Below are 23,228 nucleotides of genomic sequence, written 5' to 3' on the forward strand. Positions count from 1 at the left end.
AGAATGCGATGAACCGCGAACCGTCAGATCCCGTGCAGCGCGCCGACGAACGCCGCGAGGCGCTCGGCGAGGGCGACGTCAAGGAAAAAAGCGATGGCACGATCGAGCAGCGCGAGCACGGCAATATCGATCCGACGCTCGTTCCGAAGGGCAAGGATCATCCCGAGCAAGGGCCGTACACGCCCGAGCACGATCTGAAGGATCCCGACACCTCGCCGGACGCAAGCGCCGACCATCCGAAAGGCAAGCGCGACTCGGAGGCGTGAAACGCCTATTGCCCGCCGTCGAGCTTCGCCTTCTCCGCCGCGATCTGATCGGCGATCTTCGCGGCGAGCGCATCGAGCGAGGAAATCGACTGAACCTCGTTGATGACGAAGCGCGCCGCGGCGCCGTAGGGCTTCGGCGCGGCCGCCGATTTCTGCCCTTTCAGTTCGCCGCTCGTGTCGATCTGCGCCGGCGCGGCGTCCGGGCTCGCCGCAAGATTGGCGAGCTGCACGGTGACATGCGTGTTGGGCGTCTTGTCGGATGAACCCATCGACGGCAACGCGGAGCCGAATCCGCTCGACAGCGTTTCGTCGAACTCCCCGCTGACGAGCCAGCCCGATGCCGGCGGCGGCGAATCCGCCGTCACATGGCAAGCGGCGAGACCTTTCCCGTTCAGCGCCTTGACGATGCCATCCGCCAGCGCCGATGCGTTCTGATCCACCTTCACCGCATTGCGCGCCGATCGCAATCGCGAGCCGAGCACATGCGACGCGCCGCTTTCACGGCTGACGGCCGTGAAGTCGCGTACCTGTATCAGTTGGCCGGCCGCGGGCGGGCACTGCGGCGCGGACTGGGCGCATGCAAGCGAGCCGATCGCGGCCAGCGCAACGCCCAGGAAAAAGGTCTTCATGGGTGCTCTCCGTCGGAGAACGATCGTCGTCAACCGCCGCAGCAACACGCCCAACGCGAAGATCAGGTGGCTCATTTCGTCCATCCTCCGTTTCCGGCTCGCATCCGCGAATGCCGCGATGATAACGCCGGGCGGCCCGCGCGGGCACGCGTTTAACGCACGGTCGCGGCGTCTTCTGCGTCTGTCCGCATCATCAGGCTCGCGAGCAGGACGGGGCGGCTCAACAGAAAACCCTGCACCTTGTCGCAGCGCACGTCGCGCAGCGTGTCGAGCTGCTCCTGCGTCTCGACGCCTTCCGCGACCACCGTCACGCCGAGCTTGTGCGCGAGATCGATCACGCCTTCGACGACCGTGCGCACCATCGCGTCGGTGGCGATGTTGTCGACGAAGGATTTGTCGAGCTTCAGCACGTCCGGCCGGAAGCGCGCGAGATAGCTGAGACTCGAATAGCCGGTGCCGAAATCGTCGATGGCGATGCGTACGCCCATCGCGCGAACGTTCGACAGCACGACCTGCGCATCATCGACGTTGTCGATCAGCGCGGATTCGGTGATCTCGAGCGTGATGCGGTTCGAATCGATGCCGGCGCGCCTGATCGCGTGCCGCAGAACCGACACGAGGCGCGGATCGCGGAACTGTTTCGGCGACACGTTGAGCGCGACCGAGCAAGCCTGCGGCAGCGCGAGCGCGAGTTGCGACCCGGCCTGCACGGCCTCGCGAATGACCCAGTGCCCCGCCTCGACGATCAGCGCGCTCTCTTCGAGCACCGGCACGAACGCACCCGGACCGAGCAGCCCGAGCTGCGGATGATTCCAGCGCAACAGCGCCTCGACACCGACAAGCGCACCGGAATCGACGCGATATTGCGGCTGATAATGCAGCACGAACTCGTTCTCGCGGATCGCGCCGTGCAGTTGCGCTTCGAGATGCGCGCGCGCGAGATCGTCCTTCTCGCGATCGCCGAACACGCGAAACGTGTTGCGGCCCGCGCGCTTCGCGGCGTACATCGCCATGTCGGCGCTGATGAAAAGCGCTTCGGGCGTGCGTCCGTGTTCGGGATAGAGCGCGACGCCGATCGAGCACGTCATCGTCACGCTCTTGCAGTCGATCTCGATCGGACGATGGCACGCGAGCGAGAGCTTGCGGCACGCGCGCTCGATGCTTTCCTGATCGAAGCTGCCGGGCAGGATCACGGTGAACTCGTCGCCGCCCGGCCGCGCGGCCACGGCGCCATCGGGCAGCGTTTCCGCGATGCGTCGCGCGATGGTGCGCAGCACCGCATCGCCGGCGATATGACCGGCCGTGTCGTTGATCGACTTGAAGCGATCGATGTCGATGAAGAGATACGCGAACGGCGCGAGCGCTTCACAGCGCTTCACGAGCGCGTCCATCATCGCGTTGCGATTGGCGAGTCCGGTGAGGCTGTCGGTGTTCGCGAGCCGATGCAGTTCCTGAAGGCGCTCGCGCTCGTCGGTGGCATCGACGCACACGCTCACGACGCGCGACACCGCGCCGTCCTCGATGACCGGATAAATATCTGCGCGCACCCAGCGCGTGCGATCGTGCGGCAGGCAGAGACGAAAATAGCTCTGCGTGGCCGCGCCCGTGTTCACGGCGGTACGCATTTCGTCGCGCAGCGCGGGCAGGTCTTCGGGATGCACGCTTTGCGACCAGGCGGTCTGATCGGCTTCGAGCGCGGACATCGGCATTTCCCACATGCGTTCGAACGCGGAGCTCACATGCAGAAGCTCGCGGAAATCGCGCGTCGCGGTCCAGAAGACGGCATCGACGTGATCTTCCATGTCCTTTTGCACGCGCGCGTTGCCGCGCAATTCGTCGATGAGATTGCGCTCCGCCGTGATGTCGCGCGACTTGCACAGCACCGCGCTCACCCGTCCGTGCTCGCCGTAGACGGGCGCGAAGGTCGACGTCCACCATTTCAGCGTGCCGTTCATCGTGCGGCAGGCTCCGGAGAACGACGTCGATTCACCCGCTTTCGCGCGTTCGAAGGCACGCCGCGCGTCGGGGCCGTCCCAGAGCGCGAGCCAGTCGACGCCGATGAGATCGTCTGCGTGATCCGCTTCGATGAGCCGCCCGCCGACCTCCGAAATGCACATGATGCGGCCTTCGAGCGACAGCAGCTTGAGACAGTCCTCGGCGATGGCGAGCAGCCCATGCGCGACCTGACGTGCGACGAAGATCTTGCGATTCGCTTCGTGCATGCGATGCACGACGAACGCCGCGCCGAAGACGAGCACGCCGAGCAACACGTTCCACGGCAGCGGCACGAAGAAGGTTCCGCACGCGGCGACGAGCACGCCGAGCGGCGCGAGACCGAGCGCACCGAAACGGCGTGCGCGTTCGATGTAAGGCCGGTTCCTGGCGATGGTCTCGCCGATGGTCCCGAGGAAATCGTTGGCGCCTCTCTGCACCGTTCTGGCCCTGTTCTAGTGATGGGTTTGATCGGTGTTTATCGGCGCGGAGAAGAAAGTCTTGAGAAAGGAACCGCTACGCCGCGGCCTGCAACGCCCCCGCGATTTCCTTCGCCAGCGCCTCCGCGCGATACGGCTTGCCGAGCAAGGTCACGTTCGGCCGCAGCACGCCATCGCGCGAGATGATGTCGCGCGTATAGCCGGAGACGTAGATCACCGGCACGGGCCGCTCCTGCGAAAACGCCCATTCCGCGAGATCGGCGCACTTCACTTTGCCGGGCATCACGACGTCGGTGAGAATCAGGTCGACGTTCACGCCGCTTTCGAGCACGCTCATCGCGGCATCGCCGTTAGCGGCGCGCAGCACCGTGTAATGCATCGCTTCGAGTATCGCGACCGTCGACATCAGCACGGCGGGATCGTCATCGACGACGAGCACCGTCGCGCCGCCCGTGTGCCCCGTCATCGCATCGACGCGCAGTTGCGCGGTTTCATCGTCGAAGCTGCGCGGAAAAAACATCTCGACCGTCGTGCCCACATCGACCGAACTCGACACCGCGATATGCCCGCCCGACTGCTTGACGAAGCCGAACACCATCGAGAGGCCGAGACCCGTGCCGTGCCCTTCCGGCTTCGTCGTGAAGAACGGCTCGAATGCGCGTTCGAGCACGTCGGGCGCCATGCCCGCGCCGGTGTCCGATGCGGACAGCTTCACGTATTCGCCCGGATGCAGATCCTTGCCCTCGCACGCCGCGGCATCTAGCGCTTCGTTCGAGCAGACGAGCGTGAGCTTGCCGTCGCCGCGCATGGCGTCGCGCGCGTTGATCGCGAGATTCAGCAGCGCGTTTTCCAGTTGATTGCGGTCGACGCAGAAGTTCCATGCGTGCTCCGCGAGCAACGTGTTGATGCATACCGACGGTCCCACTGCATGCTGCAAGAGCTCGCGCATCTCTTTGAACAGGCGCTGCGGATTGATCACGACCGGCGACTGCGGTTGCCGCCGCGCGAACGACAGCAATTGCGAAGCGAGCTTCGCGCCGCGCTGCACGGCTTCCATCGCGGCGTGTACGCGCTCGGGCACGCGGCTGTCCGTCGGCGGCAAATACTGCAGCAATTGCAGGTTGCCGCTGATCGCCTGCAGCGTGTTGTTGAAGTCGTGCGCGACGCCGCCCGTCATCGCGCCGAGCGCTTCCATTTTCAGGCTCTGACGCAATTGCGCCTCCACCGCGATGCGCGCGGCCACGGCTTCGGAGATCTTGTCTTCGAGACCGCGCGTCAGTTCCCGCAAGGTCTCTTCGGCGATCCTGCGATCGTGAATGTCGATGATGACGCCGGGAAAGCGCATTGGTGTGCCGGTTTCGTCGTGGTCGCAGCGGCCGGTGGCGAGAATCCAGGTCCATCGCGCATCGCCGGAAAGGATGCGGTATTCGGCGCGAAACGGCTCGCCGTACTGCAGCGTGCGCACGATAAGCCCCCTGACGCGTTCCAGATCCTCGGGATGGATCTTCGCGAACGCCGCCTCGATCGGCATGCCGCGCGCCACTTCGTCGAGCGAAAACGAAAACGTGCGCGCGAAGCGCTCATCGCCTTTCACGCGATTGTCGGGAATGTCCCACACGAACGTGCCGAGCACCGCGCCGGAATTGAGCGCGAGCTGCAAGCGCTCATCGGCTTCGCGAAACGCGCGTTCGGCTTCGGCGCGCGTGCGTTCGAGCAGCACGCGCCCGGTCGTTTCGACGACGATCGCGAGCACGCCGACGGGCACGCCTTCGTTCGACGCGACCGGGCTGTAATGCAGATCGAGCCACACTTGCGCATCGCGACCGTCGCGCGGCAACGTAAAGCTCATGTCGCGATACGAAAGCGATTCTCCGCGCAGTCCCGTATCGAGCACATTGCGATTGAACTCGGCCGCCTCGGGCCACGCCGCTTCGATCGGCATGCCGAGAATGCGCGGATGACGCCCGCCCGAAAAATGCGCGTATGCGTCGTTATAGAGCAGCGTGCCTTCGTCGCCCCATAGCACGGCCATCGGCAACGCGTTGCGCAGCATCATCTGCACGACGGAGCGCAACACTTGCGGCCATGCGTCGATGGGACCGAGCGGCGTCGCGCGCCAGTCGTAGTCGCGAATGGCGCGCGCTGTTTCGCCGACCCAGGAATCGAGCTGACGGTGATCGGAGATATTCGAAGTCAAAACCGGCCTTAACTGTCTGAAGAATCGCGTGGTCGTTCGCGAATTCGACAGCATAAAGGCTATTCGTTTAGACCTGAAGCGCTACCCGCCATGCCTCTTATCCGCGCTTCGGTTTGCGCACCGCGCGCACCTTGCCCGTGCGCCCGCCGCCGCAGAAAAAGCGGTCGCGTCCATCCGATTCGAGTCCCGACACGCCCACGCCTTCGGGCATGTCGAGCCGCTCGATGACTTCGCCCGATTGCGCATCGATGTGCCGCAACTCGCTTTCGTCGCCTTCCCACGTCGCGTGCCACAGTTCGCCGTCGATCCACGTCACGCCCGTCACGAAGCGATTCGACTCGATCGTGCGCAGGATCGCGCCATCGTCCGGATCGATCTGATGAATCTTGCGTTCGTTGTACTGCCCGACCCAGAGCGTGCCCTCGGCCCACGCGAGCCCCGAGTCCGCGCCGCCGCCCGGCGCGGGAATCGTCGACACGACGCGACCGGTTCGCGGATCGATCTTCTGGATGCGGTCCTCGGCGATCTGAAACAGATGCTCGCCGTCGAACGCGGTGCCCGCATGCGCCGCGACTTTGAGCGTTCGCGCCTTCTCGCCGCTTTCGGGATCGAAGGCGTTGAGCGTATCGCCGGCGGCGAACCACACATGCTCGCCGTCATACGTGACGCCATGCACGCCGTCGATATCCGGAAAAGGCCCATATTCGCGGATGATTTCCGCCTTCGCGCGTTTCATCGCCGTCCTCCTGATGATTGATTCGATGGCTTCATGCTAATCACTCGCGAGATCGACGGGGAGTAACAAGGCCGTCGCGAATCCGGGCATCGGCGGCGTGGTCCAGCGGCGCGCACGGCCGCGACCGAATGATTGCACCTTGCCGCTCGCGGCGAGCGCATCGAGCGATCGCTGCACCGTGCGCTGACTCGCGCCAAGCGCAATGGCGAGCGCGGAGCTGGACCACGATTCGCCATCGGCGAGAAACGCGAGCAGCGGCGCATGTTCGTCTTCGACGGGCAACGCGAGCACCGCAACGTCGCGCGCGTGACGCGGCTTCAGCACGAAGCCGCGCGGCGTCGCATCGATGTTCGCGTGTGCGCGCAGCATCGTGCGCAGCCGGCCCATCTCGACGCGCAAGCGCGCGCGATGCGTTTCGTCCGCTTCACGAATGCGAAACGCGCGCAGGATCAGCGCGTCGCGAGGCACATCGCCGGGCCACGCTTGCGCGAGCATGCGCGCGAGCGTGAAGAGCACGGGGCGCGTCGCGAGCGACATCGACGTGCCGTTTTCGCGCACGCAAAGACGGCACGCATCGACGACGAAGGCATTCGATGCGAACAGCGCTTCGACTTCATGGAGCCGGAGCAGCCGCTCTTCGCCCTGCGCGATGAGACGCGCGGCGGGCGCGTTGAGGATGCGCCACGCGCTGTCGACTTCGGCGGCGAGCGCGGGAATCGCAGCCTCACGCGCGGCGAGCGTCGCGCGTTCGAGCGCCGCGCGCGCCGCGTGGGTCTGCAGACGGCGCATCGCGATGCCCGCAGCGATGAGTTCATGCGCGGCCCGCGATGCAGCGGGCAGCGTCGCATGATCCAACTCGACGAGCATGCGTTGCGCATCGTCGATCCGTCCGATGAGAAGCGCGCGCCGCACTTCGAGATAGCGCGCGTGCGCGGCGTTGACGTGATCGCCGTGCGCTTCGAGAATCGCGCGCGCCTGATCGAGCGCCTTCGCGGGCCACGCGAGATCGCGCGATGCGAGCGCGATTTCCGCTTCCGCAACGATGCAGCGCGAACGCGCCAGCGCCTCTTTCGCGCCGAACGCGCGCGCCGCGCTTTTGACGAGCGCGCGCGCCCGAACGAAGTCGCCGAGCTGCGCCATTGCGATGCCGCGCAACGCGAGCGCATTCGCATCCTCGCGCAACGCGATGCGATTCAGCGCGCCGAGCGGATCACCCGCCGCGAGCGCGCGCGCCGCCGCCGTGATCAGCGAATCCATGCGAATCCCGACACACTTGTCACTCCTTTGCCGTGCACGCCCGCGACTAATCTAACACCGTACTCGACGTGCCTTGGCAGGAAGGACATCATGAACATCGAACGAGACAGCAGCCGCTTCGTCGCGATCATCGCGCTCGTCGTCGTGGCGAGCGTGATCGCGATTCATGCGATGCACATGCCGATGTCACCGATGAGCGAGTGGCCGATGCCCGGCGGCTGGATGTCATCGCCCGCCTTCACGCCGATGTGCGGCCGCGCATGGTTGCGCGCGATGGCGGCGTTCATCGGCATGTGGCTCGCGATCGTGAAGGCGACGCTCTTCGTCTTCGATCCGCGGACATTCAACGCGACATGCGACGCGCCAGCACATGCGCGCCCAGCACGCACACGATGCCGATGACTCCGCCCGCGAGCACATGCGTGAGCCGCTCGAACGCATCGGCGGCGGACTGATTCGCCAGCATGATTGCAAGCGCAACGAACATGCAGCGAAAGAAGTATCCGACGATATAGCGCTGAAATGCGACGAGCGTGAGGAACGCGGCGAGCGTCGCGAGCGTGACGGCCATGCCCGAATGCGGCACGACGAAGCGCCCGAGCACGATGCCGATCGGCACGCCCGCGATCACGCCCCACGCGCGGTTCCGCAGCTTCGTGCGCGCCGTATCGACCGAACCGGTGACGATGCTCGCCGCGCCCCAGATCACCCAGTTCGCGTGATCCATGTGCGCGTACACGACCATCATCGCGGCAATGCCGACGCTTGCGAGCATCGCCGCGAGGTCTTCGCCGAAGGGCGCGCGTTCTCCGAAATCATCGAGATTGGACCAGCGTGACGCGGGCTTGCCACGCGAGCGCATATGCGCCGACAACATCGCGGGCACGAGCGCGGCAAGGAGATAAGGCAACCAGGCGGGCGCGGCGTGCAACAACGCATCGACGGTGCGTCCGCCGTGCAGTTCGTTCGCGAGAATGAGCACAGGGATGAAAGTCCAGTTGCCGACCGTGCGAAGTTTCGACCCGCGCGATGCCAGCAGAATCACGCACGCCGCGAGCGTCATGCACGCAACGACGAAGAACGCCGGCACGAGTTCGGCAAGCAGCAGCAGATACGTCCCGGCGATGACCGCGAGTCCGTGCGCGACGACGCCAGGCGGTCTCAACGCGAGCTGGTCTTGCGCGATGGTCGTGGCGATCGCGAGCAGCGACGCCTTCATCCATAGCGCGTTGCCGGTGGCGAGCGCAAGCGCGACGAAAGGCAGCAGCGCGATCGTCGCGTGCGCGAGCGGCCAGAGCTTGATCTCGCTGGCGATACGAAGATGCGGTGCATCGGCGGACATGCGCTGTGGCCTCTTCGTGAGTTCGCATGAAGTTTAGTCGTCGGTCCGGGCCGATGTGAACAATCGCTCGCAATGCGCCGTCGATTCCCGGTTCGCTCCGGCAAAACCCTTAAAACAAGGCTTCTTCGCATGACCGTGCTAAAACATCATTTAAACGTTTTCTAAAGGACTTTGCGCTGCGGTCGTTATACAGATCAGCCGATGCACTCATCGGCGGCGCGGCAGACGAAGCATCGCCGTCACCGCTCGCGCACGCGCCCTTGCGATGCAGCCACCTTGAGAGAGCTATGTTTTCCACAATCAAAGGCCGACTGGCCTTGGCCATGATGCTTCTGAGCGCACTTCTGATCGCGGTCGGCATGGTCGGACTGATCGGCATGACTCAGTCCAACACGGTCACGCACGACCTCTTCACGAATGAAATGCCGAGCGCGGTATCGATCGGCAATGCGGAAATGTTCGTGGCGCGCGAGCGTCTCTCCTTCGATCGGGCGGCGCTGAACGTGGGCACGCCCGCGGCGGAAGAAGCCATCGGACGCGGCGCGTTGATGCGCAAGTCTTCCGACGAAGCCTGGACGAAGTACTCCGGATTGCCGCAGGGCCCGGAAGAGAAAGTGCTCGCCGAGAAGTTCGGCGCGCAGCGTCTCGCAGTGCAGAAGCTGCTCGACGAAGGCTATGCCGATATACGCGCGCAGGATCAGGCGAAGATCGTCGCCGATGCGAACGCGATGCAGGTCTCGTTCAACGAGCTGGCGAAGACGGGCATCTCGCTGCGCAAGCTGCAATTCGATCAGGCGAAAGCCGCCTATGACAACGGCCAGCAAGTCTTCGGCATGTTCCGCATGGCGTCGATCATCGCGATCCTCGTGGGCATCGCCGCTTCGTTCTATTCGTGGGTGTCGCTGCGCCGTCGCATTTCGCGTCCGCTCGATGTGGCGCTTGCGCAGTTCGATGCGATCGCGAGCGGCGATTTGCGCAGCAACGTGAAAGTGACGTCGAACGACGAAATGGGCCAGTTGTTGCGCGGTCTCGCGACGATGCAATCGAGCCTCATCGATACGGTGCGCACTGTGCGCGGCGGCAGTGAGTCGATTGCGTCCGCAACCAAGCAGATCGCGGCGGGCAATGTGGATCTTTCGTCGCGCACCGAAGAACAGGCGTCGGCGCTTCAGGAAACCGCGTCGAGCATGGATCAGCTGACCGGCACGGTCAAGCAGAACGCCGACAACGCGCGCCAGGCGAGCGTGCTTGCTGCGAATGCGTCGGAGATCGCGGGCAAGGGCAGCCATGTCGTGTCGCAGGTCGTGACGACGATGGGCGAGATCAACCATAGCTCGTCGAAGATCGCGGACATCATCACGATCATCGAAGGCATTGCGTTCCAGACGAACATTCTCGCGTTGAACGCAGCCGTCGAAGCGGCGCGCGCCGGTGAAGAAGGCCGCGGCTTCGCGGTCGTCGCTGGGGAAGTGCGCTCGCTCGCACAGCGTTCGTCGGCGGCGGCGAAAGAGATCAAGGAGCTGATCGACAACTCCGTCGAGCGCGTGCAATCGGGCGCCGCGCTCGTCGATGAAGCCGGCCGCACGATGACGGAGATCAGCACGGCGGTGCAGCGTGTGACCGACATCATGGGCGAGATCGCGGCGGCGTCGGAAGAGCAAAGCAGCGGCATCGAGCAAGTGGCGCGCGCCGTCACGCAGATGGATGAAGTGACGCAACAGAACGCGGCGCTCGTCGAGGAAGCGGCGGCGGCTGCGCAATCGCTGGAAGATCAGGCGGGCGCATTGCGCACGGCGGTGGAGACCTTCCGTCTTCACGATGAAGGCATACGCGCGACGGTCTGACGCCGTTTCGCGTCTCGATCATGCACGGCTCGCGATCCTTCGGGACGCGAGCCGTTTGTCTTTTGCCGAGCCATAACCGCCGGTAATCACCTCATGAGGCGAATTCAATAGACGGCTATCGCTGTTTTCGCGAGACTGCGGAGCGTCGGATCGACATGCGGTCCGTCCTCGATAAAAGAGCGCGCGCAACGAATCAGCCAGCGCGCAACAAGCCTCGGAGGAGACATAGAAGATGCTGCATCGACCCAGAGTCACCCGCTCCGTGCTCGCGCTGATGTGCGCGATGTCGTTCATCATGTATCTCGATCGCGTGAACCTGTCCGCTGCGGCGGGCCTCATACGCGACGATCTTCATCTCACCAATACCGACGTCGGCCTCGTGTTCGGCGCGTTCGCCTATACGTATGCGATCTGCCAGGTGATCGGCGGATGGTTCAGCGATCGATTCGGCGCGAAGACGACGCTCGTGCTGTGCGCGTCGATCTGGATCGTCGCGACGATCGCGACGGGTTTCGCGGGCGGCGTCGCGTCGCTGTTCTGCGCGCGCATGTTGCTCGGCGTCGGCGAAGGCGCGGCGCTGCCGGCGCAGGCGCGCGCGCTCGTCAACTGGTATCCGGCGAGCAAGCGCGGCTTCGTGCAGGGGCTCACGCATTCGTTCTCGCGTCTTGGCAACGCGCTTACGCCGCCGTTGATCGCGTTGCTGGTCGCGTTCGCTTCGTGGCGTGCGTCCTTCGTGCTCGTCGGCGCGCTGACGGCCGTGTGGGTGATCGTTTATGCGTGGTACTTCGCGGACAATCCGCGCAAGCATCGGCATATGACGGCGGAGGAAGAAGCGGAGTTGCCGCCGGAGAACAAGGTCGCCGTCGACAAGACGCGCGAACCGACGCCGTGGGGACGCCTGCTCAAGCGCATCTCGCCGACGATGCTCGTCTACTTCTGCTATGGCTGGACCGGCTGGCTCTTCTTCACGTGGCTGCCGACGTTCTTCATGCATGGACGCGGGCTCGATCTGAAGAGTTCGGCGTTGTTTTCGGCGGGCGTGTTCTTGTCGGGCGTCGTCGGGAATACGGCGGGCGGCGTGATCTCCGATCGCATTCTGAAGCGCACGGGCAGCTTGGTTTCGGCGCGGCGCAACATGATCATCGTCGCGTTTCTCGGGGCGCTCGTGTTTCTCGCGCCGGTGATGTTCGTGAAGTCGCTGCCGGTTATGGCTGCTTCGATGAGCCTGTCGTTCTTCTTTCTCGAGATGACGATTGGACCGATCTGGGCCGTGCCGATGGACATCACGCCGAAACATGTCGGGATTGCCAGCGGGCTGGTGAATGCAGGGTCCGCTATCGCGGGGATTTTCTCGCCGATCGTGTTCGGGTTTGTCGTCGATCGGACCGGGAGTTGGACTTTGCCGTTCGCTGGATCGTTGGGGTTGCTCGCGGTTGGCATCGTGATGACGTTTTTTATGCGGCCGGATATTGCGTTGGATAGCGCTGGTGCGGCGGCTTCTGGGAGGGAATTGGGGTTTGCGGAGTAGCGGGTTTGAGGGCGAATCGGTTGACACTTTGATACCGTCGTGCCTGCGATAGAACGACGGTCATTTTTCGTGTGAATTCCCACTGGGCGTCATATCGACCTCAATCAGGAAAGCTTCGCATATTTCGCTAGATTGTCCCTTTGACGTCCCCGGCGCTCGCGACCAATGCAAACGAGGCAGATGGCCTTCGTGAACGAGCATCACGTCGACCGTTCTTTTTCGACGCGCCGGTACTCTACTCCTGCATCACGTCCCCGCCTTTTTCCGCACAGAATTCTGATTTTTGTTTCGTTTCCGTTTCGCGTCCTTCGGGCTCAAGGGTTATCCCTAGTACATCCTGAAATACTTCTTCTTTAAGTTTTCGCCCGTCGAGTTCAAGCCCAAAAGCTTGCCCGTTCGACCTGCGTAGGCGCTAGATCGGGTTACTGCACCGACTCACCAATACATGTTGTCTAATGAGCATTCAAACGCAATCCGCAGAACCACCAATCGCCTTTTCGGGACCCTTTGCAACCCAGAACGAGCATGCGATAGACGCAAGCGAATACTTGAGGAAAGCTGAGGAGGCGTTGGCAAGCACTGCGGCAACCTTCGCAAACGAAGCGATCTCCGACGCTCGCGTTAGGCAACGCTATGCAGCAGGAATCCAGCGGGTCAGTCACATGATTCAACAGGAGGTCGAGGCGGGACGAATGTCGGCAATCGATGGCGCAACCTACTGCAACCGCTTGCGCAATCAGATACTCATTGAGACTCGAAAAGTGTCTTCGACTGTCGGCCGGGCTTACGCAACAAAGATGAAACCGGTCGGCCCGACTCTGCAAGAAACGCTAGACCGATACTCACGGCGGCTCTATCAGAAGTCCTATTTGGCACTCACCGACGTGGAGAAAAGCAATGTTGCGTACTCTGTTATTCAGTCGGCCGGAGGAAACGATGTCCGCGTGACTGCGGCAACCGGGAAGCTGGCACTGGCGGGTCGCGTCGCTATATTGGTTACAGCGACGCTCGCGGTAGTTGCCATAGCATCATCAGAAGACAAGATTACCGAAACATCGAAACAGGGCACCGTCATCATGGGTGGTATGCTCGGGGCCTTTCTCGCCGGACTCGGGACATCCTTCGTCTGTGGCCCGGCCGAACCAATATGTGCTTTGGGTTTCGCGCTTGTCGGCATGGGCGCGGGCACCGCGCTCACCGAGCTGGCTTTCGACGCCTACATTGACGAAATTAGAGAGTTCGAATCATGGGGTCTCCGATAAAAGATGAAGACAGAGAGATTCTTTGGGAATATCTCTCTGAATTCTTCACGTCCTTTCCGGTGGAGCTACTAACAAAGGGGTTGCAGATCGCCGCACGGTATCCGCTTGGCGAGGTTGAAGAACTCTTTTTCGATGAAATTGCGCCAGCGTGCTCGTTCAACCTAACAATAACCACGCCAGCTCTCGAAGAGGGTTTCGATCGCGAATGGATAATTGAGAAGATCAGACAGGGGATGACATACAAAAAAAAGTCTCGCCCTAGCTTAGCAATCCGCAGGCTCTACTATCGTTGCATTGCTGGCGGCGTATGGAAAGAGGTCGAGAGCGCCATTCGGCGCCAGCGGCAAGCAAACGAAGAGAGTTGACCAATGCGAAAAGCAGCAGTTCGGGACGACGACTACACGAGCACGGGCGGGCGCGTTCTAGCAAGAAGTACGGGCACGATCTTCGACAACGGTAAGCGAGTCGCCTTGGATCGCAGCCTGGCAACCTGCGGCAAGTGCGAGGGAAGGCATCTGATATTCGGTACAGGGAGCGACCTATTCGACAGCGGCACGAAAATCGTTCTCGACGGGGATTTGGTCGGATGTCCGTGTAGGGTGAACCGGGTACTAGCAGGCTCTGACGCAGGGTACTATTTCGGCGCAGCGCAATGCAGCTCGAAATCGTCGGATCCTGCGCAGCAAAACCTGGCGTCGTCTACTTTGCGCGATCATTGGATTAGCTTCACGCTAGGCGAGAGCAACTACAACGGCTTGTCATGCGTGGCGCACTTTGCGGACGGCTCCACAGAACACGGAACGGTCGACATGAAAAATGTCATTCGATTCAATCGATCGAATTCGAGCGCATGCCTCCAATTCGAGATCGTCACCCGCGAAAGCGACACAAGCGACCGCTCCGTAACAGAATCGTTACTATCTTTGATATGCGGTTAAGGCCGCGTGGCCCGTCCCTTACGGGCCCTCCCCTCCCGCATACTCACCAAACCCTCAAGCCTTCCGAATAGCCTCAATCACCAACTGCGTGGCAGGACTAATCCGCCTGTTCTTCCTGAGAATCAACCCATAAGGCGCGAGACGCCCCCGCAACGGGGTGGGCAAAGAAGCGATGGTATCGAGCGCAGCATAATAATCCGCGACCGAGCTAGGCAACACAGCCAGCATGTCCGAATCCCGCAACAGCGACAACGTGGTCAGAATCGAAGAAGTCTCCACGGTACTCACCGGCGGCGCCACACGCGACTCACGAAACGTCTGGTCGATGATCTGCCGCATCGGACTCGGATGCGGCTGCACGATCCACGGATACTTCGCGAGATCGGCGAGCTTCGGCTTGGCCGCAATACCGACCGAAGGATGATCCGGCCGCGCAACGATCGCGAGCGCCTCTTCCGACAAGGTCTCGAACGTCAGGTCCAGCGCTGAAAAGCCATAAGGAATGCGCCCGACGACAATATCCAACTGATCCTGCTGCAAGGCCTGCACGAGCACATCGCTCGTATCGATCTGCACGCTGATCTGCAAGCGCGGATGCGCTTCCTTCAACTCCACGATCACCTTCGTCAGCAAGTCAGGCGCAGGTGCCATCACCGCGCCGATCCGCACCTTGCCGATATCGCCCGCCTCGATCGCCGCGAGCTCATCGCGCAATTCATCGAGGTCCTCGAACACGACGCGCGCATAGCGCATCACCGCTTCGCCGTAGATCGTCGGCTCCATGCCTCGCGCATGACGCACGAACAGCGACGCGCCGATCGTGTCTTCCAGTTCCTTCAACGCCTTCGTCGCGGCAGGCTGCGTCATCGCGAGTTCGTCGGCGGCGCTTCTGAGCGATTCGGTTTCCGAAAGCGCCATCATCAATTGCAGATGACGTAAGCGCAGACGTTTGCGGATGGTCGAAGCCGGCGCGATCATGCGAGTGATAACTCCAGGAAATAGCCCGATTCAAATTATTCAATGGTCAGTTATCGCGGAGTTTCGCACACTAGCGCTACCCGAAACAGCCGCGCAAACCCTCGCATCATGCAGTGCGCGCGGCATCAATCGAACCACACGGAGACACCGAAGATGAAGATCAAGCATGTCCGCGCGCGCGTTTTCGAATGGAAAGGCAAGGTCGTTCCGCCGCAATCGCATTTCTGTACGAACGCCGTCGATATCCTCTACGAGCGCGGCGATGCAATGGGCTCGTTCCGCTTTCACGGCTGGCTCGTCGTCGAGGTCGAATGCGACGACGGCACCGTCGGCATCGGCAATTGCGCGCTCGCGCCGCGCGTCGCGAAGCAGATCGCCGATGAATATCTCGCGCCTATCGCCATCGGCGAAGATCCGTTCGATCACGAATACATCTGGCAGAAGATGTATCGGCGCACGCTCGCCTGGGGCCGCAAGGGCATCGGCATGGCGGCGATCTCGGCGATGGATATCGCGCTGTGGGACATCATGGGCAAGGCCGTGAAGAAGCCCGTCTTCAAGCTGCTCGGCGGCCGAACGAAAGAGAAGATCTGGTGTTATGCATCGAAGCTCTATAACAACGACGATCGCGACGCGTTTCTCGCCGAAGCGCAAGGTTATCTCGATCAAGGTTTCACCGCGATGAAAATGCGCTTCGGCTATGGCCCCAAAGACGGTCCGAAAGGCATGGCGAAGAATCTCGAACAAGTGCGCCTGTTGCGCGAGCTTGCCGGCGATGACGTCGACATCATGCTCGAATGCTATATGGGCTGGACGCTGGAATACGCGCGCCGCATGTTGCCGCGCCTTGCCGAATTCAATCCGCGCTGGCTCGAAGAACCGGTGATCGGCGACGACGTCGAAGGCTATCAGGAACTCAAGAAGATGAACATCGTGCCGATCTCCGGCGGCGAGCACGAGTTCACGAGTTATGGCTTCAAGGATCTGCTCGAACGCCGGGCCGTCGATGTCATTCAATACGACACGAATCGCGTCGGCGGCATCACGGCGGCGCGCAAGATCAACGCCATGGCCGAAGCGTGGTCCGTGCCGGTCATTCCGCACGCGGGCCAGATGCACAACTATCACCTGACGATGTCGAGCACCGCGAGCCCGATGTCCGAGTTCTTCCCGGTGTTCGATGTCGAAGTCGGCAACGAGCTTTTCTATTACATCTTCGACGGCGAACCGCAGCCGGAGAACGGCTATCTGCAACTCTCCGATGAAACGCCGGGCCTCGGCATCACGCTGTCCGACAAGCATCTGAGCGACTTCAACATCATCGAATGACGATGCGACCTCGGGACCATGCAGCCCGAGGCGACAGGAGACGAACATGGAAAGCAGAATCGAAGCACACACGGCGCACGACGCCGCCTCGTCCACACACGCGACGAGCGTGCGCTGGCGCATCTTCGGCGTGGTGTTCCTCATCACGCTGATCAATCTCGTCGACCGCATCTCGCTTTCCATCGCGATGCCCACCATCGCCAAGGAGTTCGCGCTCTCGCCCGCGATGCAAGGGCTCGTGCTGTCGAGCTTCTTCTGGTCATACGCGCTGTTGCAGATTCCGGGCGGCTGGCTCATCGACAAACTCGGCCCGCGCAAAGTAGTTGCAGGTGCAACTGTCTTGTGGGGTCTCTTCCAGACGCTGATGGGCGCAGCCACCGGCGGCATGTCGATGTTGCTATTGCGCGTGGGTCTCGGCGGCGCCGAAGCACCGCTCTTTCCCGCCGGCAGCAAGCTCAACGCGCTGTGGCTGTCGCGCAAGGAACGCGCGCGCGGCGCGGTGCTGATGGATGCCGGATCGCCGCTCGGCGCCGCGATTGGCGGTCTCGCGATCTCGAACCTGATCCTCATGTTCGGCTCGTGGCGCACCGCGTTCGTCGTCGCGGGGCTTGCGACCATCGCATGCGGATGGCTCGCATGGCGCTATCTGCGCGACGATCCCGCGAAACATCCCGGCGTCAATGGCGCGGAACTGGCGCATATCCACGACGGCGCGCCGCCCGCATCGAAGGCGATGCACGCAAGCCAGGACGATGCGCCGCTGCCGCTGCGCTCGACCATCGCGATGTGCGTCGGCCGCATGAGCTGGGCGATGATCTTCTTCGGCTTGCTCACGTGGGGCCCGAGCTATCTGACGCAGGCGCGCGGTCTGAGCCTTTCGCAGATCGGCGCGGCGACCTTCTTCATCTTCCTCGCGGGCGCGCTCGGTTCGCTTTCCGGTGGCTTCCTGTGCGATGCCTTGTGCGGGATGAATCTGTCGCGCGGTAAAGTCGTGAAGACGATGATCGCGGTCTCGGGCATCGCAACGCTCGCCGTATTCGCCGCGCTCCCGACGATCACTTCGCCCGTCGTCGCGGTCGCCGTGCTGTGCGGCGCATCGTTCCTGCTGATGTGGGGCAGTCTCTACTGGAGCCTGCCTTCGCTGCTCGCAAGCCCGGGACGCGTGGGCCTGCTCGGTGCATGCATGAACTGCGCGGGCAGCGTCGGCGGCATTTCGATTCCGCTCATCACCGGCTTCATTCTTCAGCGCACCGGCTCTTTCGATGCGGTGCTGCACTTTTACGGCGCGTGCGCGCTGGTGTATATCTTCGGTTCGATCGCAATCGATCTGCGCCGCACGCGTTAATAATCGACAACGGACCATACAGACATGAAACCTCGCATCGCAGTGCTTCTCGGCGATCCCGCCGGCATCGGTCCCGAACTGATCGCGCGTCTCATCGCGAAGCCCGAGAATCGCGCGCGCGCCGATCTGCTCATCATCGGCGACAAGCGTGAACTCGATCAAGGCATGGAGATCGCGCAGCAACGCTTCGAGTATGGAGTCATCGACAACGAAGCGGCCGCCGCGCGCGATACCGGCGTGCCCTCGCTCATCGATTTCCGCCTGCCCGACGATGCGCCTTACGAGCGCGCCGTATCGACGGAACGCGGCGGCCGTTATAGCCTCGAAGCCTTCAAACAAGCGCTTGCGATGACGCGCGCAAACCGCACGCAAGCGATGCTGTTCGCGCCCGTCAACAAGACTTCGCTGCACATGGCCGGCATGGAAACGAACGACGAGATGGAATGGTTCGCGCGTCAGCTCGACTATAGCGGCGCGTTCTGCGAGTTCAACGTGCTCGACGAATTGTGGACCTCGCGCGTGACCTCGCATATCGCGCTGAAGGACGTGAGCGCGAAGCTCACGCCCGAGCGCATCGTCGACGCGGTGCAACTGATTCACGATGGTCTGAAGCGCGCGGGCGTGGACAAGCCGCGCATCGCGGTGTGCGGCTTCAATCCGCATAACGGCGACAACGGCGCGTTCGGCCGCGAGGAAATCGACGTGATCGCGCCGGCCGTCGAAGAAGCGCGTGCGCGAGGCTATGACGCGCAAGGCCCCTTCCCCGCCGACACCATCTTCGTGCGCGCGCGCGATCAGAAGGTCTTCGATGGCGTGGTCACGATGTATCACGATCAAGGCCAGATCGCGATGAAACTCATGGGCTTCTGGCGCGGTGTCACGGTGCACGGCGGCCTGCCCGTTCCGATCACGACGCCCGCGCACGGCACCGCGTTCGATATCCACGGCCAGGGCCGCGCCGATGCCGGCGCCACGCAAAAGGCCTTCGACATCGCCGTGCGCATGGCGCAAGACCGCGTGAGCTGACGCCATGATGCAAGAACGCATCGAAGCATTGCGCGAACGCTTTCTGCAAAGCGGCGACGACGCCGATCTGCCCATCGTCGACGCGCATCATCACTTCTGGGACGTGTCGCGCAACTATCATCCGTGGCTGCGCGATCTGCCGCGCATCGCGTTTCGTTACGGCGATTACGCGTCGATCTGCAAGAACTTTCTGCCCGACGACTACTTCGCGCAGGCGGGCAATCATCGCATCGTGAAGACGGTGATGATGGAAGGCGAATGGGATCCGCGCGACGTGCTCGGCGAAGCGCGCTGGGCGACGGCGCTGCACGAACGCACCGGCTTGCCGAACGCGATGGCCGCGCAGATCTGGCTCGATCGCGACGATGTCGCCGATGTCATCGACGCCTATCGCGAGATGCCGCTCGTGCGCAGCGTGCGTCATAAACCGAAGACCGTGCCCCGCGCGGAACATCGCGCGGATTTCGCCGCGCCCGGCTCGATGCGTTGCGAACGCTGGCGGCGCGGTTATGCGTTGCTCGCGCAAAGTGGCCTGATGTTCGAACTGCAGGCGCCGTGGTGGCACTTCGAGGAAGCCGCAGAACTCGCGCGCGACTTTCCGCAGATGAAAATCATCGTGAACCATGCCGGCCTGCCCGCCGATCGTAGCGAGGAAGCGCTAACGGCTTGGCGCGCCGCGCTCGATGCGCTCGCGCGATCGCCGAACGTATGGCTCAAGATATCGGGGATCGGCGAACCTGGCGTAAGCTGGCGTGTCGAGCGCAACGGACGCATCGTGCGCAATGCGATCGAAAGCTTCGGCGTCGCGCGATGCCTCTTCGCGAGTAACTTTCCGGTCGATAGCCTCGTCGTCACGCTCGATGATCTTTTTACCGGCTTCAAGACGATCGTCGCAGCGCGCTCGCGCGAAGAACGTCTCGCGCTATTCTTCGACAACGCGTGCGCGCTGTACCGGATCTAGACCAACCAAAGGAGACTTACTTCAATGGCTGCACCTGTTTATCGCGGCGTCTTTCCCGTCGCTCCGACCATCTTCGACGATCAGGGCCGCCTCGATCTCGAGGGCCAGAAGCGCGCGATCGATTTCATGATCGATGCCGGCTCGCACGGCGTATGCATACTCGCTAACTTTTCCGAGCAGTTCGCGCTATCCGATGCGGAACGCGACACCGTTCAGCGCACCGTGCTCGAACATGTGGCGGGCCGCGTGCCGGTGATCGTCACGACGACGCATTTCAGCTCGCGCATCTGTGCGGAGCGCAGCCGCGCCGCGCAGGACGCGGGCGCCGCAATGGTCATGATCATGCCGCCTTATCACGGCGCGACGATTCGCGTGGGCGAGCGCGGCATCCACGAGTTCTATCGCGAAGTATCGAACGCGATCGACATTCCGATCATGATTCAGGACGCGCCTGTCGCTGGCACGCCGCTCTCCGCGTCGTTTCTCGCGAAGCTCGCGCGCGACGTCGAGCATGTGTCGTACTTCAAGATCGAAACGGCGCAGGCTGCATCGAAGCTGCGCGAGCTGATCGAACTCGGCGGCGATGCGATCGTCGGTCCGTGGGACGGCGAAGAGGCAATCACGCTGATGCCCGACTTCGACGCGGGCGCGACCGGCGCGATGACGGGCGGCGGCTACCCCGACGGCATCCGCAAGATCGTCGATGCCTACTTCGCGGGCGATACCGACAACGCCGCCGAGCTGTATCAGCAATGGCTTCCGCTCATCAACTACGAGAACCGTCAGTGCGGTCTCGCGGCGTGCAAGACGCTGATGAAGGAAGGCGGCGTGATTCGCTCGGATGCAGTGCGTCACCCGCTCGCGCCGATGCATCCTGCCGTGCGCGAAGGCTTGCTGAAAGTCGCGCGCAAGCTCGATCCGCTCGTGCTGCGCTGGGGACATTGACTAGCGCCGACGCTTCTTCTTCGAATCGGCCTTGATTGTGGGAACGCCCACACGTTCCCGCAAATACTCCACGGTCCGCGCGCAACGCGCGGGCAGCGGCCATTCCGCGCGGCGGATGAGCCACAGCGTATCGATCACCGGCGCGCCGCATTCGACCACGCCGATCGCTTCCGGCTGGCCGAACGCGATGCGCGCATAACGCGGTATCACCGTGAAGCCGAGTCCGCGCGCGACGAACTCCAGTATGAGGCTGATCTGATTGCTGAAGCCTTGCCGGCGCAAGCTCGCGACGCCTGGATTGCCCGGGAAGCGGCGGCTCAGCAGACGGCTCGCGGTCATGTGCGCTTCCGGATAGTCGATGAAGCCGAGCCGTTCGAGATCGCTCCATTCGTGTACGTCTTCGTTCGCGGGCACGACGAGTTCGAGCGGCTCCTCGATGAACTTGCTCGCCGCGAGACGCGGATCGTCGGGCTTCAACGCGACGATGCCGAGGTCGTAGCGGCTCTCCAGCACGGCTTCGAGCACTTCCGAATCGGGCGCGAAGCGATGACGCATCTTCCATTCCGGGCGCTGCTGCTGCAAATCGAGCAGCAGCGGAAACAGCACGAGCCCGATGCTGCCCGGCGTGATGAGGCCGATTTCGCCAGCTTCGTCTTCGCTATCCGACAGCCGGGACGCGAGACGCTTGCCCGCCCGTTCCATCTCGTTGCAATAGTCGATCAACGCCCTGCCCGCCGGCGTGAGTTCGATGCCGCGCGGACGGCGGATCACGAGCAGGCCCAGTTCGTCTTCCAGATGACGAAGATGCTGGCTCACGGCGGCCTGCGTCAGATCGAGCCGCTCGGCGGCGCGCGTGAAGTTGCCGAGGTCGACGAGCGCGAGAAAGGTGCGCAGCCATTGCGGATTGAGCATCACGAAATTTTATCGAACCGATAATCTGCGGATAGTTTTCATTATGACACTGAACGGTTAATCTGAACGCCTTCATTGATACAGAGAACCACAGATGTCAGCACTCTTCACTCCTTTCAAATTGAAGGACGTTACGCTGCGCAACCGCATCGCCATTCCGCCAATGTGCCAGTACAGCGCCATCGACGGCTTCGTCAACGACTGGCACCTGAGCCATTACGCGAGCCTTGCGCGCGGCGGCGCGGGCCTCGTGATCGTCGAGGCGACGGGTGTATCGCCGGAAGGCCGCATCACGCCGGGATGCACGGGTCTTTGGGACGACGCGCACATCGAAGGCATGAAGAACATCGCGGCGGCGATCAAGGCGGCGGGCGCGGTGCCCGGCATCCAGATCGCGCATGCGGGCCGCAAGGCGAGCGCGAATCGTCCGTGGGAAGGCGACGATCACATCCCGTCCGACGATGCACGCGGCTGGGACACGCTCGCGCCATCGGCGGTCGCATTCGGCGGCGGGCTGCCGAAAGTGCCCAAGGCGATGACGCTCGACGACATCGCGCGCGTGAAGGCCGACTTCGCGGCGGCCGCGCGTCGCGCACGCGAAGCGGGTTTCGAATGGCTGGAACTGCACTTCGCGCACGGCTATCTCGCCCAAAGCTTCTTCTCCGTCGATGCCAACCAGCGCGACGATCAATACGGCGGCGATCTCGCGGGACGCAGCCGCTTCATCGTCGAGACCTTCGACGCGGTGCGCGAAGTGTGGCCCGAGAACCTGCCGCTGACGGCGCGTTTCGGCGTCATCGAATACGACGGCCGCGATGAAGCCACGCTGAACGAATCCATCGAACTGACGAAGACGCTGCGTCGCAAAGGACTTGATCTGATGAGCGTGAGCGTCGGCTTCTCGACGCCCGATGCGCGCATTCCATGGGGACCGGCGTTCCTCGGCCCGATCGCGGAACGCGTGCGCCGAGAAGCGGAGATACCGGTTGCGTCGGCGTGGGGCTTCGATTCGCCGCCGAACGCGGAACACGCGGTCGAATCCGGTCAACTCGATCTCGTGATGATCGGCCGCGCGCATCTGTCGAATCCGCATTGGCCGTATCAGGCAGCCAAGCAGTTGAAGGTCGAGAAGCCGTCGTGGGCATTGCCCGCGCCTTATGCGCATTGGCTCGAACGTTACGCCGTCGCTGAATGACGTCGTGAAATGAAAAAAGCGCGCAATGGTGAACTGACCCCGCAAAGTTGGACAGTTTTGGGCTAGGCCGCTAAGGGCTGAGTTCTGTACATCACAGGACTCAGCC

At 62.8% G+C, this 23,228-nt stretch carries 21 protein-coding genes; 13 read left to right on the forward strand and 8 right to left on the reverse strand.

The features are described from left to right. The first annotated feature begins 8 nt into the window (after window positions 1–8). Window positions 9–266 (forward strand): hypothetical protein, encoded by a 258-nt coding sequence (locus NCR93_RS22740; RefSeq protein WP_033536295.1) that lies wholly within the window; start codon window positions 9–11, stop codon window positions 264–266. Between the two features lie 5 nt (window positions 267–271). Here NCR93_RS22740 and NCR93_RS22745 read toward each other — a convergent pair whose 3' ends face one another. The 5 genes from NCR93_RS22745 to NCR93_RS22765 all read right to left on the reverse strand — a co-directional run bounded on the left by NCR93_RS22745 (window position 272) and on the right by NCR93_RS22765 (window position 7,517). After that, entirely contained in the window at window positions 272–895 is a 624-nt protein-coding gene (locus tag NCR93_RS22745; protein ID WP_239294858.1) for a YajG family lipoprotein, read from the reverse strand. Window positions 896–1,047: 152 nt separating this feature from the next. Next, the gene (locus NCR93_RS22750; RefSeq protein ID WP_175981229.1) at window positions 1,048–3,327 is read right to left on the reverse strand and encodes a putative bifunctional diguanylate cyclase/phosphodiesterase; all 2,280 of its coding nucleotides are present in this window, start codon (window positions 3,325–3,327) and stop codon (window positions 1,048–1,050) included. Between the two features lie 76 nt (window positions 3,328–3,403). Next, entirely contained in the window at window positions 3,404–5,524 is a 2,121-nt protein-coding gene (locus NCR93_RS22755; RefSeq protein ID WP_208456994.1) for an ATP-binding protein, read from the reverse strand. 97 nt (window positions 5,525–5,621) lie between these two features. Beyond that, entirely contained in the window at window positions 5,622–6,260 is a 639-nt protein-coding gene (locus NCR93_RS22760; RefSeq protein ID WP_008348584.1) for a Vgb family protein, read from the reverse strand. Between the two features lie 36 nt (window positions 6,261–6,296). Further along, window positions 6,297–7,517, reverse strand: coding sequence for a helix-turn-helix domain-containing protein (locus tag NCR93_RS22765; RefSeq protein ID WP_175981232.1), 1,221 nt, complete (start codon window positions 7,515–7,517; stop codon window positions 6,297–6,299). Between the two features lie 90 nt (window positions 7,518–7,607). On the opposite strand from NCR93_RS22765, the gene NCR93_RS22770 reads away from it, so the two are divergent. Next, window positions 7,608–7,919, forward strand: a complete 312-nt coding sequence (locus tag NCR93_RS22770) for a hypothetical protein (RefSeq protein WP_175981234.1) — start codon at window positions 7,608–7,610, stop codon at window positions 7,917–7,919. On the opposite strand, the gene NCR93_RS22775 is transcribed toward NCR93_RS22770, so the two are convergent. Continuing rightward, window positions 7,861–8,859: an FUSC family protein gene (locus NCR93_RS22775; RefSeq protein WP_175981236.1), complete on the reverse strand. Its 999-nt coding sequence runs from the start codon at window positions 8,857–8,859 to the stop codon at window positions 7,861–7,863. The genes NCR93_RS22770 and NCR93_RS22775 overlap by 59 nt on opposite strands. A gap of 287 nt (window positions 8,860–9,146) precedes the next feature. Here NCR93_RS22775 and NCR93_RS22780 point away from each other — a divergent pair, with 287 nt between their 5' ends. The 5 genes from NCR93_RS22780 (at window position 9,147) to NCR93_RS22800 (ending at window position 14,431) form a co-directional block, all read left to right on the forward strand. Continuing rightward, on the forward strand, window positions 9,147–10,703 hold the full coding sequence (locus NCR93_RS22780) for a methyl-accepting chemotaxis protein (protein WP_175981238.1): 1,557 nt from the start codon (window positions 9,147–9,149) through the stop codon (window positions 10,701–10,703). 232 nt (window positions 10,704–10,935) lie between these two features. Further along, window positions 10,936–12,231 (forward strand): MFS transporter, encoded by a 1,296-nt coding sequence (locus NCR93_RS22785; protein ID WP_175981239.1) that lies wholly within the window; start codon window positions 10,936–10,938, stop codon window positions 12,229–12,231. 455 nt (window positions 12,232–12,686) lie between these two features. Continuing rightward, the gene (locus NCR93_RS22790; RefSeq protein ID WP_175981241.1) at window positions 12,687–13,493 is read left to right on the forward strand and encodes a hypothetical protein; all 807 of its coding nucleotides are present in this window, start codon (window positions 12,687–12,689) and stop codon (window positions 13,491–13,493) included. Then, on the forward strand, window positions 13,478–13,858 hold the full coding sequence (locus tag NCR93_RS22795; protein WP_175981243.1) for a DUF7079 family protein: 381 nt from the start codon (window positions 13,478–13,480) through the stop codon (window positions 13,856–13,858). Before NCR93_RS22790 ends, NCR93_RS22795 begins: the two co-directional genes overlap by 16 nt. 3 nt (window positions 13,859–13,861) lie before the next feature. Then, window positions 13,862–14,431: a PAAR domain-containing protein gene (locus NCR93_RS22800; RefSeq protein ID WP_175981245.1), complete on the forward strand. Its 570-nt coding sequence runs from the start codon at window positions 13,862–13,864 to the stop codon at window positions 14,429–14,431. A 54-nt stretch (window positions 14,432–14,485) separates the two neighbouring features. Here the strand turns inward: NCR93_RS22800 and NCR93_RS22805 are convergent, their stop codons facing one another. Next, window positions 14,486–15,409, reverse strand: a complete 924-nt coding sequence (locus NCR93_RS22805) for a LysR family transcriptional regulator (protein ID WP_175981246.1) — start codon at window positions 15,407–15,409, stop codon at window positions 14,486–14,488. 153 nt (window positions 15,410–15,562) lie between these two features. Between NCR93_RS22805 and NCR93_RS22810 the strand changes: the two genes are divergently transcribed. Genes NCR93_RS22810 through NCR93_RS22830 form a run of 5 tightly spaced genes read left to right on the forward strand, consistent with a single transcriptional unit; the run spans window position 15,563 to window position 21,015 of the window. Further along, window positions 15,563–16,738, forward strand: a complete 1,176-nt coding sequence (locus NCR93_RS22810; RefSeq protein ID WP_175981248.1) for an L-rhamnonate dehydratase — start codon at window positions 15,563–15,565, stop codon at window positions 16,736–16,738. Window positions 16,739–16,784: 46 nt separating this feature from the next. Further along, complete coding sequence (locus NCR93_RS22815; protein WP_175981250.1) at window positions 16,785–18,083, forward strand: MFS transporter; 1,299 nt, start codon at window positions 16,785–16,787, stop codon at window positions 18,081–18,083. Between the two features lie 24 nt (window positions 18,084–18,107). Further along, complete coding sequence (locus tag NCR93_RS22820) at window positions 18,108–19,109, forward strand: 4-hydroxythreonine-4-phosphate dehydrogenase PdxA (RefSeq protein ID WP_175981252.1); 1,002 nt, start codon at window positions 18,108–18,110, stop codon at window positions 19,107–19,109. Between the two features lie 4 nt (window positions 19,110–19,113). Continuing rightward, window positions 19,114–20,070, forward strand: a complete 957-nt coding sequence (locus tag NCR93_RS22825) for an amidohydrolase family protein (protein ID WP_008348604.1) — start codon at window positions 19,114–19,116, stop codon at window positions 20,068–20,070. 24 nt (window positions 20,071–20,094) lie between these two features. Further along, window positions 20,095–21,015, forward strand: coding sequence for a dihydrodipicolinate synthase family protein (locus NCR93_RS22830; protein ID WP_175981253.1), 921 nt, complete (start codon window positions 20,095–20,097; stop codon window positions 21,013–21,015). Here NCR93_RS22830 and NCR93_RS22835 read toward each other — a convergent pair whose 3' ends face one another. Next, the gene (locus NCR93_RS22835) at window positions 21,016–21,927 is read right to left on the reverse strand and encodes a LysR family transcriptional regulator (protein WP_175981269.1); all 912 of its coding nucleotides are present in this window, start codon (window positions 21,925–21,927) and stop codon (window positions 21,016–21,018) included. Window positions 21,928–22,021: 94 nt separating this feature from the next. Between NCR93_RS22835 and NCR93_RS22840 the strand changes: the two genes are divergently transcribed. Beyond that, on the forward strand, window positions 22,022–23,122 hold the full coding sequence (locus tag NCR93_RS22840; RefSeq protein WP_008348610.1) for an NADH:flavin oxidoreductase/NADH oxidase: 1,101 nt from the start codon (window positions 22,022–22,024) through the stop codon (window positions 23,120–23,122). Window positions 23,123–23,228: the final 106 nt, after the last annotated feature.

Origin of the sequence: Caballeronia sp. ATUFL_F1_KS39 (assembly GCF_023630985.1) — a bacterium.
Taxonomy (GTDB): Bacteria; Pseudomonadota; Gammaproteobacteria; order Burkholderiales; family Burkholderiaceae; genus Caballeronia; species Caballeronia zhejiangensis.

Coding starts and splice junctions, on each gene's coding strand:
- NCR93_RS22815 (WP_175981250.1), top strand. CDS start 16,785: ATGGAAAGCAGAATCGAAGCACACACGGCGCACGACGCCGCCTCGTCC.
- NCR93_RS22745 (WP_239294858.1), bottom strand. CDS start 895: ATGAAGACCTTTTTCCTGGGCGTTGCGCTGGCCGCGATCGGCTCGCTT.
- NCR93_RS22830 (WP_175981253.1), top strand. CDS start 20,095: ATGGCTGCACCTGTTTATCGCGGCGTCTTTCCCGTCGCTCCGACCATC.
- NCR93_RS22795 (WP_175981243.1), top strand. CDS start 13,478: ATGGGGTCTCCGATAAAAGATGAAGACAGAGAGATTCTTTGGGAATAT.
- NCR93_RS22780 (WP_175981238.1), top strand. CDS start 9,147: ATGTTTTCCACAATCAAAGGCCGACTGGCCTTGGCCATGATGCTTCTG.
- NCR93_RS22825 (WP_008348604.1), top strand. CDS start 19,114: ATGATGCAAGAACGCATCGAAGCATTGCGCGAACGCTTTCTGCAAAGC.
- NCR93_RS22835 (WP_175981269.1), bottom strand. CDS start 21,927: ATGCTCAATCCGCAATGGCTGCGCACCTTTCTCGCGCTCGTCGACCTC.
- NCR93_RS22770 (WP_175981234.1), top strand. CDS start 7,608: ATGAACATCGAACGAGACAGCAGCCGCTTCGTCGCGATCATCGCGCTC.
- NCR93_RS22740 (WP_033536295.1), top strand. CDS start 9: ATGAACCGCGAACCGTCAGATCCCGTGCAGCGCGCCGACGAACGCCGC.
- NCR93_RS22820 (WP_175981252.1), top strand. CDS start 18,108: ATGAAACCTCGCATCGCAGTGCTTCTCGGCGATCCCGCCGGCATCGGT.
- NCR93_RS22800 (WP_175981245.1), top strand. CDS start 13,862: ATGCGAAAAGCAGCAGTTCGGGACGACGACTACACGAGCACGGGCGGG.
- NCR93_RS22840 (WP_008348610.1), top strand. CDS start 22,022: ATGTCAGCACTCTTCACTCCTTTCAAATTGAAGGACGTTACGCTGCGC.
- NCR93_RS22760 (WP_008348584.1), bottom strand. CDS start 6,260: ATGAAACGCGCGAAGGCGGAAATCATCCGCGAATATGGGCCTTTTCCG.
- NCR93_RS22810 (WP_175981248.1), top strand. CDS start 15,563: ATGAAGATCAAGCATGTCCGCGCGCGCGTTTTCGAATGGAAAGGCAAG.
- NCR93_RS22775 (WP_175981236.1), bottom strand. CDS start 8,859: ATGTCCGCCGATGCACCGCATCTTCGTATCGCCAGCGAGATCAAGCTC.
- NCR93_RS22805 (WP_175981246.1), bottom strand. CDS start 15,409: ATGATCGCGCCGGCTTCGACCATCCGCAAACGTCTGCGCTTACGTCAT.
- NCR93_RS22790 (WP_175981241.1), top strand. CDS start 12,687: ATGAGCATTCAAACGCAATCCGCAGAACCACCAATCGCCTTTTCGGGA.
- NCR93_RS22785 (WP_175981239.1), top strand. CDS start 10,936: ATGCTGCATCGACCCAGAGTCACCCGCTCCGTGCTCGCGCTGATGTGC.
- NCR93_RS22765 (WP_175981232.1), bottom strand. CDS start 7,517: ATGGATTCGCTGATCACGGCGGCGGCGCGCGCGCTCGCGGCGGGTGAT.